14 protein-coding genes are annotated in these 13,226 nt (G+C 62.6%); 4 read left to right on the forward strand and 10 right to left on the reverse strand.

Features of this window, described 5'->3' with window-relative positions; translation table 11 throughout:
- Positions 1-56: 56 nt before the first annotated feature.
- Together ACWHXP_RS08880 and ACWHXP_RS08885 are read right to left on the reverse strand one after the other, a co-directional pair.
- Positions 57-362, reverse strand: a complete 306-nt coding sequence (locus ACWHXP_RS08880) for an RnfH family protein (RefSeq protein WP_039788241.1) — start codon at positions 360-362, stop codon at positions 57-59.
- Positions 355-786, reverse strand: a complete 432-nt coding sequence (locus tag ACWHXP_RS08885; RefSeq protein WP_034336959.1) for a type II toxin-antitoxin system RatA family toxin — start codon at positions 784-786, stop codon at positions 355-357. The genes ACWHXP_RS08880 and ACWHXP_RS08885 overlap by 8 nt, the downstream gene beginning before the upstream one ends.
- Before the next feature lie 67 nt (positions 787-853).
- Here ACWHXP_RS08885 and smpB point away from each other — a divergent pair, with 67 nt between their 5' ends.
- Positions 854-1,303 (forward strand): SsrA-binding protein SmpB, encoded by a 450-nt coding sequence (gene smpB, locus ACWHXP_RS08890; protein ID WP_088753876.1) that lies wholly within the window; start codon positions 854-856, stop codon positions 1,301-1,303.
- A 73-nt stretch (positions 1,304-1,376) separates the two neighbouring features.
- On the opposite strand, the gene ACWHXP_RS08895 is transcribed toward smpB, so the two are convergent.
- Complete coding sequence (locus tag ACWHXP_RS08895) at positions 1,377-2,957, reverse strand: glycosyltransferase family protein (RefSeq protein ID WP_489633984.1); 1,581 nt, start codon at positions 2,955-2,957, stop codon at positions 1,377-1,379.
- Between the two features lie 46 nt (positions 2,958-3,003).
- On the reverse strand, positions 3,004-3,741 hold the full coding sequence (locus ACWHXP_RS08900) for a hypothetical protein (RefSeq protein WP_489625410.1): 738 nt from the start codon (positions 3,739-3,741) through the stop codon (positions 3,004-3,006).
- A gap of 371 nt (positions 3,742-4,112) precedes the next feature.
- On the opposite strand from ACWHXP_RS08900, the gene ACWHXP_RS08905 reads away from it, so the two are divergent.
- Together ACWHXP_RS08905 and ACWHXP_RS08910 are read left to right on the forward strand one after the other, a co-directional pair.
- Complete coding sequence (locus tag ACWHXP_RS08905) at positions 4,113-4,802, forward strand: response regulator transcription factor (protein WP_039788247.1); 690 nt, start codon at positions 4,113-4,115, stop codon at positions 4,800-4,802.
- 1 nt (position 4,803) lies between these two features.
- On the forward strand, positions 4,804-6,228 hold the full coding sequence (locus ACWHXP_RS08910) for an ATP-binding protein (RefSeq protein ID WP_039788249.1): 1,425 nt from the start codon (positions 4,804-4,806) through the stop codon (positions 6,226-6,228).
- A 107-nt stretch (positions 6,229-6,335) separates the two neighbouring features.
- On the opposite strand, the gene ACWHXP_RS08915 is transcribed toward ACWHXP_RS08910, so the two are convergent.
- The 5 genes from ACWHXP_RS08915 to ACWHXP_RS08935 form a co-directional block, all read right to left on the reverse strand.
- Entirely contained in the window at positions 6,336-7,556 is a 1,221-nt protein-coding gene (locus ACWHXP_RS08915) for a serine hydrolase domain-containing protein (protein ID WP_489633983.1), read from the reverse strand.
- A 69-nt stretch (positions 7,557-7,625) separates the two neighbouring features.
- Entirely contained in the window at positions 7,626-8,537 is a 912-nt protein-coding gene (locus tag ACWHXP_RS08920; RefSeq protein WP_034336986.1) for an SPFH domain-containing protein, read from the reverse strand.
- 43 nt (positions 8,538-8,580) lie between these two features.
- Complete coding sequence (locus ACWHXP_RS08925) at positions 8,581-9,015, reverse strand: NfeD family protein (protein WP_489625408.1); 435 nt, start codon at positions 9,013-9,015, stop codon at positions 8,581-8,583.
- 151 nt (positions 9,016-9,166) lie between these two features.
- Positions 9,167-11,521 carry a phosphoenolpyruvate synthase gene (gene ppsA, locus ACWHXP_RS08930; protein ID WP_240733890.1) on the reverse strand — a complete coding sequence of 785 codons (2,355 nt, stop codon included), beginning with the start codon at positions 11,519-11,521 and terminating at the stop codon, positions 9,167-9,169.
- A gap of 10 nt (positions 11,522-11,531) precedes the next feature.
- Positions 11,532-11,837 (reverse strand): hypothetical protein, encoded by a 306-nt coding sequence (locus tag ACWHXP_RS08935; RefSeq protein ID WP_489633982.1) that lies wholly within the window; start codon positions 11,835-11,837, stop codon positions 11,532-11,534.
- A gap of 49 nt (positions 11,838-11,886) precedes the next feature.
- Here ACWHXP_RS08935 and ppsR point away from each other — a divergent pair, with 49 nt between their 5' ends.
- On the forward strand, positions 11,887-12,741 hold the full coding sequence (gene ppsR / locus ACWHXP_RS08940; RefSeq protein ID WP_039788257.1) for a posphoenolpyruvate synthetase regulatory kinase/phosphorylase PpsR: 855 nt from the start codon (positions 11,887-11,889) through the stop codon (positions 12,739-12,741).
- On the opposite strand, the gene ACWHXP_RS08945 is transcribed toward ppsR, so the two are convergent.
- Positions 12,722-13,216, reverse strand: coding sequence for a DUF6314 family protein (locus tag ACWHXP_RS08945; RefSeq protein WP_489633981.1), 495 nt, complete (start codon positions 13,214-13,216; stop codon positions 12,722-12,724). The genes ppsR and ACWHXP_RS08945 overlap by 20 nt on opposite strands.
- Between the last annotated feature and the right edge of the window lie 10 nt (positions 13,217-13,226).

Consider the following 13,226-nt stretch of genomic DNA (forward strand, 5'->3'; position numbering starts at 1 on the left):
CCGGGCGTCGTAAAAATGCCGGAAGGCTGGGATTCCGGGCCGGGCAACAGCACCGTTCAAGGGCGGTCCGCTTGCTCCCGGTGCGCGGCGCGGCGGCGGCGCGACTGCTTGGGGTCCGCAATCAGCGGCCGGTAGATCTCAATGCGGTCGCGTGCGCGCAGCACCGTGTCGAGCGTTTTGATCTTGCCGAAGATGCCGACCTTGCACACCGACAGGTCGATGGCCGGCTGCTCGCGCAGCAGGCCGCTGTCCAGAATGGCCTGCTGGATGGTACTGCCGGGGGCTACCTGCAGGTCCTGCAGGATCTGCAGGCCGGGCGCGGCGTAGCAGAGCTGCACTTGCAAAAAGGCCTCTTCAGCCATATATCTGTTCGGCGCGTTTGCAGAAGGAATCGACGAAGCTGTTGGCGATCATGCTGAAGACCGGCCCGATCACCCCTTCCAGGATGCGGCTGGAAAATTCATATTCCATGTCGAATTCGATCTTGCAGGCATCCTCGCGCAGCGGCTTGAAGGTCCAGCGGCCTTCGAAATGCTTGAACGGGCCTTCCACCAGGCGCATGGTCATGCTGGTCGGGCGCACGTTGGTGTTCTGGGTGCTGAAGGATTGCTTGAGGCCGTGATAATTGATCTTGATCTTGGCCGTGAGGCTGTCATCACTGCGCTCGGAAACCTCGACACCGCCACACCAGGGCAGGAATTCAGGGTAATCCTCAACCTTGTCGACCAGGTTGAACATCTGCTCCGCGCTATAGTTGATCAGGACGGTTTTGTGTACGACTGCCATCGAGGGTGATCCGTTTGATAAAATCGCAAAGGCACAATTTTAACCGACGAGACGAATTTTTATTTAGATGAGCATTATTGATAACAAAAAGGCCTTTTTCGATTACTTCATCGAAGAGCGATTCGAAGCAGGCCTCGTCTTGCAAGGTTGGGAAGTCAAATCGATCCGCGCCGGCCGCGTGCAACTCAAGGAAGCCTACGTGATCGTGCGCAATGGCGAGGTCTACCTGTTCGGCTGCCACATCAGTGCGCTGACCAGCACCTCCACGCACGTGCATCCGGAAACCACCCGCACCCGCAAGCTGCTCCTGAATGCCGCCGAGATCAGCAAGCTGATCGGCAAGGTGGAACGCTCCGGCTACACGCTGGTGCCACTGAACTTGCACTACAGCAAAGGCCGCGTCAAATGCGACATCGGCCTGGCCAAGGGCAAGAAGCAGCACGACAAGCGCGAGACCGAAAAACAGCGCGACACCCAGCGCGAAATCCAGACGGCGATGAAGCAGCATCGCCGCTGATCCCTTCCTGCCTCTCCTTGACTGCGACCACGGCTGCCTTGTGCAGCCGTTTTCATGTCCGCTTGCAACGCGCTTACGCCCAACCCTCAAACCGTTCACGGCAAGCGGCGACGATCTCCTCCACCACACTGCCCCACTGCCCCCGCTGCTGCTGGCGGAACAGCTTCACCGAGGGATACCAGGCAGTCTGCTCGCCCTGCAAGCCCCAGCGCCACTCGCCCTCCAGCCGCTGCGGCAGGAAGCACGGCAAGCCTAACGCGCCGACCAGGTGCACCACGGCGGTATCGACGCTGATGACCAGATCCAGCGCGCAGGCCAGCGCTGCCGAATCGGCCCAGTCCGCCAGCGGGAAGGTGCGGAGCCGGCCAGACAGCTCCTGATGCACGCCCTGATCGGCCAGCGGGATCTCGACTTGCAGGCAGACCACCTCTACCGGCAACTCAAACAAAGGTAGCCACTCGGCCAGTGGCACGTCGCGGCTGGGATGCGGCGTGGCGTACTGGCGACCGGCCCAGGCCAGGCCGATGCGCGGACGGCGCGGTGAAGCCGCCGCTGTCTCGGCCAGACGCTGCTGCCATTGCTGAAGGCGAATCGGATCCACATTCAGGTAAGGCGCGGCCGGAGCCTGGCTCGGATGCGGCAGATCCAGCAAATACGGAAGACTGAGCAAGGAAGCGTGACAATCATGCGGACCGGCTTCACTGACATGCGCCACGCAGCGAACCTGCGCAAAGGACGGCGCGAGCACTGCCAGCAAGCCCGCCGGGGCACACAGGGTGACCTGTGCCGCCTGCGCTGCCACCAGCGGCAGATAGCGAGCAAATTGCAGACAATCGCCCTGCCCTTGTTCAGACCACAGCAGGATGTGTTTGCCACTGAGCGACTCGCCGTGCTGCCAGCACGGACTGGGCGTGGTGATGGCGCGCCGGGCCAATTCCGGAATCCGGAAGCGCGCTTCATGTTCGCGCCAACCTTCGGCGAAGTCCCCGCGCGTGAGCAACATATGTGCACGCCCCACCTGGGCTTGCGGAAAGTCGGCATGCCAGCGCAAGGCTTCTTCATATCCGGCTTGAGCCGCTTCGATCCGGCCCATGCGACGCAGGATGTCGGCCCGATTGAAGGCGATCAGGGCGCGCGCCTCATCCTCGGCCGCGTCGTCGGGATAGCAGCGCAAGGCCTCTTCATGGCGATTCAGCCGCAGCAGGATATCGGCATGCAGGGCCTGGTCCTCCAGCGCCGGCAGCGGGAGGGCAGGTTCGATGGCGGACAAGGCCGCATGGGGTTGGTCCAGCTGGTGGTACAAGCGCGCCAGCAACACCCGCTGATCGACAGGCCTTGCGCCCTCCTGCAGCCGCCGCGCTTGGAGCGCATCGGCCCATTGCAGCAAGACGGCACGATGCGCCACACGGGCTTCGTCGTAATCGGGCAGCAGATCGAGGCAGGCTTGGTAGGCAGCGGCCGCGGCAGGAAGATCGCCGTTTTCCTGCAACAGGCTGGCACGCTGCATGAGCACGGGCAGGAAGCCGGCATCGAGTCGCAGGGCCTGATCGAGAGCGGCCAGGGCGGCGGCAGGCTGGCCTGCACCGCGCAGGGCGATGGCCTCGCACATCAGGCCCATGATGCCAGCCAGGGTGGCGGGGTCGGGAGCATTCATGGCCGGCAGCTTAGCATGGCTGCCGGCCCGGGCACGGCCCTTCCCGTCACGCCGTGGTATCGATCAGGTTGCCAGTGGTCTTGCCTGCGGCCAGCTTGCTCTGCAGGCTTTGCAGGAAGCTCGAGAGCGAGGTCGTGGATGACGACGCGCCCAAGGAACTGAGGAGGTTGCTGAATGCACTTTCCAGCGAGGAGACGGTGCCGTCTCCTGAGCCTGCATCAGTGCCGCTGCTGCTGCCGGAGAGGCTGGAAATGAGGCTCTGGAGATCCGCCTCCAGCCCTCCTCCCGGTGGCGGCGGACGGCCGCCCGGCGTGTAGGCGCGTGCGGTGGTGTCGGTACTGGTCGAACTGGTGCTGCTGCTCGTGCTGCTGGTATCGCTGGTGGCCGATACGCTGCTGGTGCTGCTGTCGTTGGAAGACGTGGAGCTGGCCGGGGGCGGTCCCGGCGGCGGATTGTTCTGGCCCTTCAGAGCCGCCATCAATTCCTGCAGGAAGGCATCGAGCTTGGAATCGACGTTGGCCGACGAGATGCTGCTGCTGGAGGAAGTGGTGGTAGCCGACGTGACCGAAGTGGCGCTGGTGGCCGAGCTGTCGAGATCGACGCCCAGCGCGGACAGGATATCCTTGAGCGCCCCGATGAGGCCCCCGCCCTTGTCACCACGCGGCGGCGGCGGTGGCGGCGCATCCATGCGCGGCGTGGCGCTGGTCGAAAAACCGCTGGTTGCAGACAACGCCGACAGATCGGCAAGACTGAAATTGCTGGACGACACGCTGCTGATGGCCATGACGGACTCCTTTTATTGTGCGCGATGCCCCATGCATCGCTCCCTTGTACATGCCAAAAGTATCGGTCATCAAGACGTGTTAAGTTGATGCCTGCTGCGTAAAGCCGAGTAAAGTCTTGTTAAGCGCGCTCGTCCGGCCTCAGCGCCCCAGCCAGGCCCGGTGCGGGTTGCCGTCAGGCACTGATGAATGGAAAGCAAGAAAAATGCGAGTTCTCGTACTTTGGCAGGCAGCGGCCGGCCGCGGTAAATGAATGTAAAGATGCAATTGTAAAGAAGGCCTGAAACACTTCTGCAAAACCTTTTACGGCATATTACGGGCTGCCGACGCCCTGCGGCCTGAAGGCAGGGCAATTCGAGAATGGAATGCAGCAATGTCTAAAGTGCTTTTGATCGACGATGACGTGGAGCTCGTCGAGATGCTCAAGGAATACCTGGAGCAGGAAAAATTTGAAGTCAACGTCGCCCATGACGGCGAAGCCGGTGCCGCCGAGGCGCTCACCGGCCAGTACGCCATCGCCGTGCTGGACGTGATGATGCCGCGCCTGAACGGCGTCGACACCCTGCGCCGCATTCGCGCCAAGAGCAACATGCCGGTCGTGATGCTGACCGCCAAGGGCGATGACACCGACCGCATCATCGGTCTGGAACTCGGTGCCGACGACTACGTCCCCAAGCCCTGCACGCCGCGCGAGATCGCTGCCCGCATCCGTGCCATCCTGCGTCGCGCCTCGGCCGAAAGCAGCGAGCAGGCGCCCTATTCGCCGCTGGCCGTGGGGGCCCTGTCGATGTGGCCGGAACAGCGCCGTGCCACCTGGAACGGCCGTCCGCTGGAACTGACCAGCAGCGAATTCAACCTGCTTGAAGTGCTGGCCCGCAATGCCGGCAAGCCGGTCAGCAAGCAGACCCTGTCGGAGCAAGGCCTGGGCCGTCCGCTGGCGCGCTTCGACCGCAACATCGACGTCCACCTCTCCAGCATCCGCCAGAAGATCGCCGCACTGGGCAGCGACAAGAGCTGCATCCAGACCGTCTACCGCCTGGGCTACCAGTTCATCAAGGAATAATGTGGGCCGGCTTTTCTGGAAGTTCTTCTTCTTCATTGCGATCGCCCAGATCACCGCCACCTTCGGCGTGGGCGTGCTGTTCTGGATCGAGAACCTGGAACGCAGCAACCGCAATTCGGAGATCGACCTCAGTCCACCGGCCTCCTTCATGATCCGCGCGGCCGCCGCCACCCTGCAGTTCGGCGGCCCGGAAGCCTTGCGCAGCCTGATCAACGAGGGGCGCCCGCATCGCCTGCAGCTGTATGCCGTGGATGAAGACAACCAGGACCTGATGGGCCGCGAAGTCTCGCCGCATCTGGTGGAACAGGCGCGCCGCGTGCTGGCCACCGAACGCGATCGCCGGGTGGTGGAACTGGTCAAGGCCGCCAACGGCCACAGCTACCTGATGTTCATTCCCACGCCCAACGACGAGTTCGGCCCGCCCCCGGGCGGCATGCCGGGCCGCGAGCCGCGCTACATGAAGGATCGCGGCGGGCCCAAGCCGCTGTTCTTCCCGACCATGCCCATTGCCGTGGCGCTGGTGGCCAGTCTGGTGTTTGCGTTGCTGCTGGCCTGGTATTTCTCGCATCCGATCCGGCATCTCAAGAATGCCTTCAACCAGGCCGCCAACGGCAATCTGGACCAGGCGCTGGAACCGGTCATGAGCGCGCGCAACGATGAACTGGCCGACCTGGGACGCGACTTCGACGCCATGACGGCCAAGTTGCGTACCCTGATGGAAAGCCAGCGCCGGCTGTTGCACGATGTCTCGCACGAGCTGCGCTCGCCGATTGCGCGCCTGCAGATGGCCATCGGCCTGGCACGCGTGCAGGACAAGGACAAGCTGGAACTGACCCTGGAGCGCATCGAACGCGAAAGCGTGCGCATGGACAAACTGGTCGGCGAATTGCTGACCTTGTCGCGGCTGGAAGCCAACGTGCCTGGTTCGATGGAAGAAGCCATCGCCATCCAGGCCATGCTGGCCGACATGACCAATGACGCCAGCTTCGAGGCCGAGGCGCTGGGCAAGCGGGTGGAGAGCCGCATCGATTGCCGGGTGCAGGTCAAGGGCAATCCGGAATTGCTCTATCGCGCCATCGAGAACGTGCTGCGCAATGCCATCAAGCACACGGCACCCGAGACGGCCGTGCAATTCGTGGCCGAGATCGACGAGGTCAACAAGCTGCTGCACCTGTCCATCCTGGATCGCGGACCGGGTGTGCCGGAAGAAGAAATGGACAGCATCTTCGAGCTGTTCTTCCGCAGCAGCCGCACCAAGAGCAACAGCGCCGGCCACGGACTGGGGCTCTCGATTGCGCGCCGCATCGTCGAAGCGCACCAAGGCTTTATCCGCGCCGCCAATCGCAGCGACGGCGGCTTGCGAGTCGACATCACCCTGCCCTTCATGGCCGATGAGCCGGCACGCGGAGACACTGCCGAGATCTGATCGCCGCCTCACGGGCGACAGGCACGATATGAACGATATGCACCAAGACCAAGCCCCGTCCGGTTTCACGCCGGGCGGGGCTTTTCAATGGGCGTTTGCTGTATGAATTATTGTGCAGCAGAAGGCACCGCGGCCGGATTGACGATGGCATTCATCAACCCGCGCTGCACCGCCACCTGGAAGGCCTGCAACTCGCTCACGCCCTGCTCGGGTGGATAAGGAATCGGCAGGCGGTTCATCAGCACCGCCCAGGTCCAGCCATCGGCGCGCGATTGCAGGTAGGCGTAGGTGCCGGTGGTGAGGGCGCCGCTGTGGGAGAGGATCTCCACCCCATTGCTGCGGGTCACCACCCAGCCCAGGCCATAGTTGTTCTCGGCCTGTGCGGGATTGCGCTGCTTCATCAGCGCCAGCGTCTGCGGTTGCAGCAAGGCGGGAGCGCCGCGCCCTTGCGCCGCATCGGCAAAGCGCACCAGGTCGGCCGCCGTGGCGATCCAGCCCGCAGTGGCATCCATGGCCTTGAAATGCAGGGCCGAATAGGATTCCGGACCGGTGGCGCCACTGCCATCGCGATCGGCCACAGCGGGCCAGCGTGGATCGTCGTAATAGATGGTCTCGTTGGCCGCACGCTCGATGCGGCGGTCACCGGCGATGGCGGCATCCTCCACCGCAGCGGGCTTGAAGACCAGTGCCTGCACCGCCTCTTCATAAGACATGCCGGACTTCTGCTCCACCAGGCGTCCCAGGACGTTGTAGGCAAAATTGCTGTAGAAATACTCCGTCCCAGGCGCTGCATCCAGCAGGCGCTGCTTGAGCACGTAGGCGATCACGTCGCGGGCCGAGGCCGGTGCGGCTACCTGGCGCGCCTTGGCAATGTTGACCAAGTCGTATTGCGGATCGTAATCGCTGCCACCCCAGCCGCTGGTGTGCTGCAACAGCTCGCGCAAGGTGATCTTCAGGACACGCTGGTCCAAGGGCTGGGCAAAGTCAGGATAGGCGGCGTCCGGCAGCAATCCTTCCGGACCGAACACGGGACGATCCAGGACCTGCGGCAGCTCCTTCTCGAACAGCTTCAGCACCGCCACCGCCGTGACCGGCTTGGAGACGCTGCCGATCCGAAAACGCGTCAGCGGCGTGACCGGCGTATTCGATTCGGTCACCGCCATGCCGTAGCCACGCTGATACACCAGCCGGCCCTGATAGGCGATGGCGATGCTGGCACCGGGCACGGGATATTGACCGAGCAATTGCGTCATCTGCTGGTCGACGCGTTCGGCCAGGGCGGCCATGTCGGGGCTTTCCTGCGCCAGCACGGAAACGGAAGCGAGCATCAGGCCTGCCGCCATCAGTGCAGCCAGCGGTTTGCATGCAAAAACGGACGTAAAACGTGGATGCATGGCTTACTTCTGCTGCTTGACGACTTGCAGGGCCGAGGCGATCAGTCCGCTCATGTCCGCCAGATTGGCCGGCACGATGATGGAGTTATTGGTCTTGGCCAGCTTGCCGAAGGCATCGACATACTGCTCGGCGACCTTCAGGTTGACCGCATCCGAACCACCCGGCTGCTCGATGGCGGCAGCCGTCTTGCGGATCGCCTCGGCGCTGGCTTCGGCGATGGCGAGGATGGCCGCAGCCTGGCCTTCGGCACGGTTGATGGAGGCCTGCTTCTCGCCTTCGGAGCGGGCAATCGCGGCTTCGCGCTCACCAGTGGCGATGTTGATCTGTTCCTGCTTGCGACCCTCGGAGGCAGCGATCAGGGCACGCTTTTCGCGCTCGGCGGTGATCTGGGCCTGCATGGCGTGCAGGATTTCCTTGGGCGGGGTCAGGTCCTTGATTTCATAGCGCAGCACCTTCACGCCCCAGTTCTCGGCCGATTCATCGATGGCACTGACGATGGCGGTGTTGATGTGGTCGCGTTCCTCGAAGGTTTTATCCAGTTCCATCTTGCCGATCACCGAGCGCAGCGTGGTCTGCGCCAGCTGGGTGATCGCCGCGATGTAGTTGGAGGAGCCGTAGGACGCGCGCATCGGGTCGGTGATCTGAAAGTACAGGATGCCGTCGACCTGCAATTGCGTGTTGTCCTTGGTGATGCAGACCTGAGGCGGCACGTCCAGCGGGATTTCCTTGAGGATGTGCTTGTAGGCCACGCGGTCGATGAAGGGCACCACGATGTTCAGGCCAGGAGCCAGCGTGGCGTGGTATTTGCCCAGGCGCTCGACCACCCAGGCATGCTGCTGCGGGACCACCTTGACCGTCTGCACGACGAAGACAATGGCAAGGAAGAAGATGACCAGAGTGACGCTACCCAGCATGAAATTCTCCTGAAAACGAGAGGGGGAAGAAGTGAAGACCCGATCAGCGCGGCGCAACCAGCAAGCGGCTGCCACGGATTTCACGGATGACGAAGCTGCCGGGACTGGCATGATGGCCGGGCAGCAGCTCGACATCCCACTGCGCACCGCGATAAGGCACGCGCGCCATGAACTGGTTGCCGTGCACCTGCCAGGCCGGGACCTCGACGCTCTGGCCGATATCGAGCAAAAGATTGGGATCATCGTTGGCGCTGCTGCGGCGCAGCCGGCCATACGGGCTGCGCCGCAGGCCGAGCACCGCCGCCACGCCGACCACGGCGGCCACCAGCAACTGCCACTCCAGCATCAAGCCGAACCAGGCGGCGATGGCGCCGGCCACCAGTCCCAGCGCGATCATGAGCAGGTAAAAGGTGCCTGTGAAGAGTTCTGCACCTAACAGCGCGCCGGCCAGCACCAGCCAGAGTGACCAGTCCGTCATCGTCGAATCCCCATGAAGAAAACTGCAAACACCCGCAGTCTACTGCAGCTTGAGAAAATAAAACAAAGGCGCGGACATTTCTGTCCGCGCCTTTCACTTCTTTCGAAGTTGGTCGTGAGTGACGCTTAAAGCTTCACCACTCCTTGCTTCATCACTTCTTGGCCAGCTGCTGCCAGGTGTCGATGACGGTATCGGGATTCAGCGAGATGGACTCGATGCCCTGCTCCATCAGCCATTCGGCGAAGTCCGGATGGTCCGAAGGACCCTGGCCGCAGATACCGACGTACTTGCCCTTTTCACGGCAGGTAGCGATGACCTTGGTCAGCAAGGCCTGCACGGCCGGATCGCGCTCGTCGAAGTCGGCGGCCAGCAGTTCCATGCCGGAATCGCGGTCCAGGCCCAGGGTCAGCTGGGTGAGGTCGTTGGAACCGATGGAGAAGCCGTCGAAGTGTTCCAGGAACTGCTCGGCCAGGATGGCGTTGGACGGGACTTCGCACATCATGATGACGCGCAGGCCGTTCTCGCCACGCTTCAGGCCATACTTGCCCAGCAGACCAATGACCTTCTCGGCCTGGCCCAGGGTACGCACGAAGGGCACCATCACCTCGACGTTGGTCAGGCCCATGTCTTCACGCACGCGCTTCATGGCCTGGCATTCCATCTGGAAGGCTTCAGCGAAGTCGTGGGCCAGGTAACGCGCGGCACCACGGAAGCCCAGCATCGGGTTTTCTTCGTCCGGCTCGTAGCGCGAACCGCCGATGAGCTTCTTGTACTCGTTGGACTTGAAGTCCGACAGGCGCACGATCACCGGCTTGGGCCAGAAGGCCGCCGCGATGGTGGCGATGCCTTCAGCCAGCTTGTCGACGTAGAAAGCCTTGGGCGAAGCATGGCCACGGGCGACCGATTCGACGGCCTTCTTCAGGTCGGCGTCGATGTTCGGGTATTCCAGGATGGCCTTGGGGTGCACGCCGATGTTGTTGTTGATGATGAATTCCAGACGCGCCAGGCCGACACCGCCGTTGGGGATCGACTGGAAGTCGAAAGCCAGCTGCGGGTTGCCCACGTTCATCATCACCTTCAGCGGGATCGGGGGCAGTTCGCCACGGGCCACTTCGGTCACTTCGGTTTCCAGCAGGCCATCATAGATCTTGCCTTCGTCGCCTTCGGCGCAGGAGACCGTCACCAGGGTGCCATCCTTGAGCACTTCGGTGGCGTCGCCGCAGCCGACCACGGCCGGCACGCCCAACTCACGGGCGATGATGGCGGCGTGACAGGTACGGCCACCACGGTTGGTGACGATGGCCGAGGCACGCTTCATGACCGGTTCCCAGTTGGGGTCGGTCATGTCAGCCACCAGCACGTCGCCGGGCTGCACGCGTTCCATTTCAGCCGGATCGCTAATGACGCGCACCGGACCGGCGCCAATCTTCTGGCCGATGGCGCGGCCGGTGGCCAGCACGGTACCCGAGCTCTTGAGCTTGAAGCGCTGCTGCGCATCGGTCGCCTTCTGCTGCGACTTCACGGTTTCCGGACGGGCCTGCAGGATGTAGAGCTTGCCATCGCGGCCGTCCTTGCCCCATTCGATGTCCATCGGACGCTGGTAGTGCTTCTCGATGATGGTGGCGTACTTGGCCAGTTCCACCACTTCGGCGTCGGTCAGGGAATAGCGGTTGCGCAGTTCCACCGGCACATCCACGGTCTTGACCGAACGGCCGGCCTTGGCTTCGCCGGTGAATTCCATCTTGATCAGCTTGGAACCCAGGTTGCGGCGGATCACCGGCTGCTTGCCCAGTTCCAGCATGGGCTTGTGGACGTAGTATTCGTCCGGGTTGACGGCACCCTGCACCACGGTCTCACCCAGGCCATAGCTGGAGGTGATGAAGACCACATCCTTGAAGCCGGATTCGGTGTCGATGGTGAACATCACGCCAGCCGCGCCCACGTCCGAACGGACCATGCGCTGCACGCCGGCCGACAGGGCCACTTCGGCGTGCGTGAAGCCCTTGTGGACGCGATAGGAAATCGCGCGGTCGTTGTAGAGCGAGGCGAAGACGTGCTTCATCGCTTCGAGCACGTTGTCGATGCCGACCACGTTCAGGAAGGTTTCCTGCTGACCGGCGAAGGACGCGTCAGGCAGGTCTTCTGCGGTGGCGGAGGAGCGCACGGCGAAGGACATCTCGGCGGTCGAATCGGCCACCAGCTTGTCGTAGAAGGCACGGATTTCCTGGTCCAGGCGGGGCTGGAACGGGGTCTCGATGATCCATTGACGGATCTCGGCACCGGCTTGCGCCAGCGAGCGCACGTCATCGATGTCCAGGCCTTCGAGGCGCTGGGCAATGCGGGCGGCCAGGGTCGGACCGCCATCGGCGCTGTGCTCCAGGAAATCGCGGAAAGCTTGCGCAGTCGTGGCGAAACCGCCCGGCACGCGTACACCGGCGCCGGCCAACTGGGAAATCATTTCTCCCAGCGATGCGTTTTTGCCACCGACGGACTCGACGTCCGTCATGCGAAGAGTTTCAAAGGAGGCTACGTATACCGCCCCCTGGGTGTTTACTGCGTTGGACATGACAACCCCTAGCTTGATGATAAGAAATCTTCGCGGGCGCGGCATGGATCGGTTTATTTTTGTTATTCTGCGACGGTTGCGGCAGCAGGTGCGGCTTCGAGGACCAGCCCAGGGACAGCATCAGGCGCGCAGCCACACCGAGGACGTTTGCCAGTGCAAACATCATCAGGAATTCGGGCAAATTGCGCAGCGACATGACGGTCATCAAGATGGGCTTCTCGAAATTGTTGCCAAGCATTGTACCGCGTGAAATCATTTTTGTTCGTAGCACCCAATACTTTTTCTATTTTCCAAAAGACAACTAAATGCTCGACCCCATGCCGATCCCGCACCCTTCCCCCGTCGTGGCCGCCAACCGCACCGTGTTCTTCGTCTCCGACGGTACCGGGATCACTGCGGAGACCTTCGGGCATTCGGTGCTGAGCCAGTTCGAGCTGCGTTTCAAGCAGATCCGCCTGCCCTTCATCGATACCCTGGAAAAGGCCCACGACGCCACCCGCAAGATCAATGAAGCCTATGCGGTGGATGGCAAGCTGCCCATCGTCTTCTCCACGCTGGTGAAATCGGAACTGTCCTCGGTGATCCGGCGCGCCAAGGCCATGCACATGGACCTGTTCCAGACCTTCGTGGAGCCGCTGGAGCAGGAACTGGAGATGAAGTCCACCCACACCATCGGCCGCAGCCACAACACCACCGATTCCGAGGAATATCGCAACCGCATCGAGGCCATCAATTTCTCGCTGGCACACGATGACGGCCAGTCCAACAAGAACCTGTCGGAAGCCGACGTGATCCTGGTGGGCGTGTCGCGCTCGGGCAAGACCCCGACCAGCCTGTACCTGGCCATGCAGTTCGGGATCAAGTGCGCCAACTATCCGCTGATCCCGGAAGACTTCGAACGCGAAAAGCTGCCCAGCGGGCTCGTACTGCACAAGAAAAAGATCTTCGGCCTGACCATCGCCGCCGAACGCCTCTCGGAAGTGCGCAATGAACGCCGTCCCGGCAGCAAGTACGCCGCGCTGGAAAATTGTCGCTATGAAATCAATGAGGCCGAGAAGATGATGCGCCGCGAAGGGATACGCTGGATGTCGTCGACCACCAAGTCCATCGAGGAAATCGCCGCCACCATCCTGCAGGAGATCAAGCTGGAGACGCGCTGACCGACTTTCGGCGTGAAAATTCAGTGCGCACGCGGGTGCGCTTCTTCGGACCGTTGATGGTGGTTTCCATGGTGAAGGAGTCTTCACTATGGGCGGTATACACCGCGGTATAGCAGTCCGGGCCGCACAGGTGATCGGCGGCCGGTATCAGTTCCTGTCCGCGTAACAGATAGTCCTGATAAGGCTGGCCGACGCGCTCGCCGTCGGCGAACAGCACGCACAGGCGCTCCGGGCCGAAGCGATAGTCAAAGACGCGGGAAAACGGAATCAAGCGGCCAGGCGCGCCGGTCATGCGCAGCTGGCCCCGCTCGCGGTAGACCAGTTGGCCCGGCGTCTCGCCTCTAGTGAAACTTAGTTCACCTGACGCCGTAGCTTGGGGGTTTTCGCTGGCTTCCCAGATGGTGCGGCTGAAGATCCATTCCCCGAGGAAGTAATCGGCCATGGCGGCCAGATCGATGGGGGGAAAGGCCGCCATGATGCGCGCC

Source organism: Herbaspirillum sp. Her2, assembly GCF_057961375.1.

Bases quoted from the DNA above. Each gene is read 5' to 3' on its own strand.
- ACWHXP_RS08935 (WP_489633982.1), bottom strand. From the start codon at position 11,837: ATGATTTCACGCGGTACAATGCTTGGCAACAATTTCGAGAAGCCCATC.
- ACWHXP_RS08925 (WP_489625408.1), bottom strand. From the start codon at position 9,015: ATGACGGACTGGTCACTCTGGCTGGTGCTGGCCGGCGCGCTGTTAGGT.
- ACWHXP_RS08945 (WP_489633981.1), bottom strand. From the start codon at position 13,216: ATGGCGGCCTTTCCCCCCATCGATCTGGCCGCCATGGCCGATTACTTC.
- ppsR (WP_039788257.1), top strand. From the start codon at position 11,887: ATGCTCGACCCCATGCCGATCCCGCACCCTTCCCCCGTCGTGGCCGCC.
- ACWHXP_RS08880 (WP_039788241.1), bottom strand. From the start codon at position 362: ATGGCTGAAGAGGCCTTTTTGCAAGTGCAGCTCTGCTACGCCGCGCCC.
- ACWHXP_RS08905 (WP_039788247.1), top strand. From the start codon at position 4,113: ATGTCTAAAGTGCTTTTGATCGACGATGACGTGGAGCTCGTCGAGATG.
- smpB (WP_088753876.1), top strand. From the start codon at position 854: ATGAGCATTATTGATAACAAAAAGGCCTTTTTCGATTACTTCATCGAA.
- ACWHXP_RS08900 (WP_489625410.1), bottom strand. From the start codon at position 3,741: ATGGCCATCAGCAGCGTGTCGTCCAGCAATTTCAGTCTTGCCGATCTG.
- ACWHXP_RS08920 (WP_034336986.1), bottom strand. From the start codon at position 8,537: ATGCTGGGTAGCGTCACTCTGGTCATCTTCTTCCTTGCCATTGTCTTC.
- ppsA (WP_240733890.1), bottom strand. From the start codon at position 11,521: ATGACGGACGTCGAGTCCGTCGGTGGCAAAAACGCATCGCTGGGAGAA.
- ACWHXP_RS08915 (WP_489633983.1), bottom strand. From the start codon at position 7,556: ATGCTCGCTTCCGTTTCCGTGCTGGCGCAGGAAAGCCCCGACATGGCC.
- ACWHXP_RS08885 (WP_034336959.1), bottom strand. From the start codon at position 786: ATGGCAGTCGTACACAAAACCGTCCTGATCAACTATAGCGCGGAGCAG.
- ACWHXP_RS08895 (WP_489633984.1), bottom strand. From the start codon at position 2,957: ATGAATGCTCCCGACCCCGCCACCCTGGCTGGCATCATGGGCCTGATG.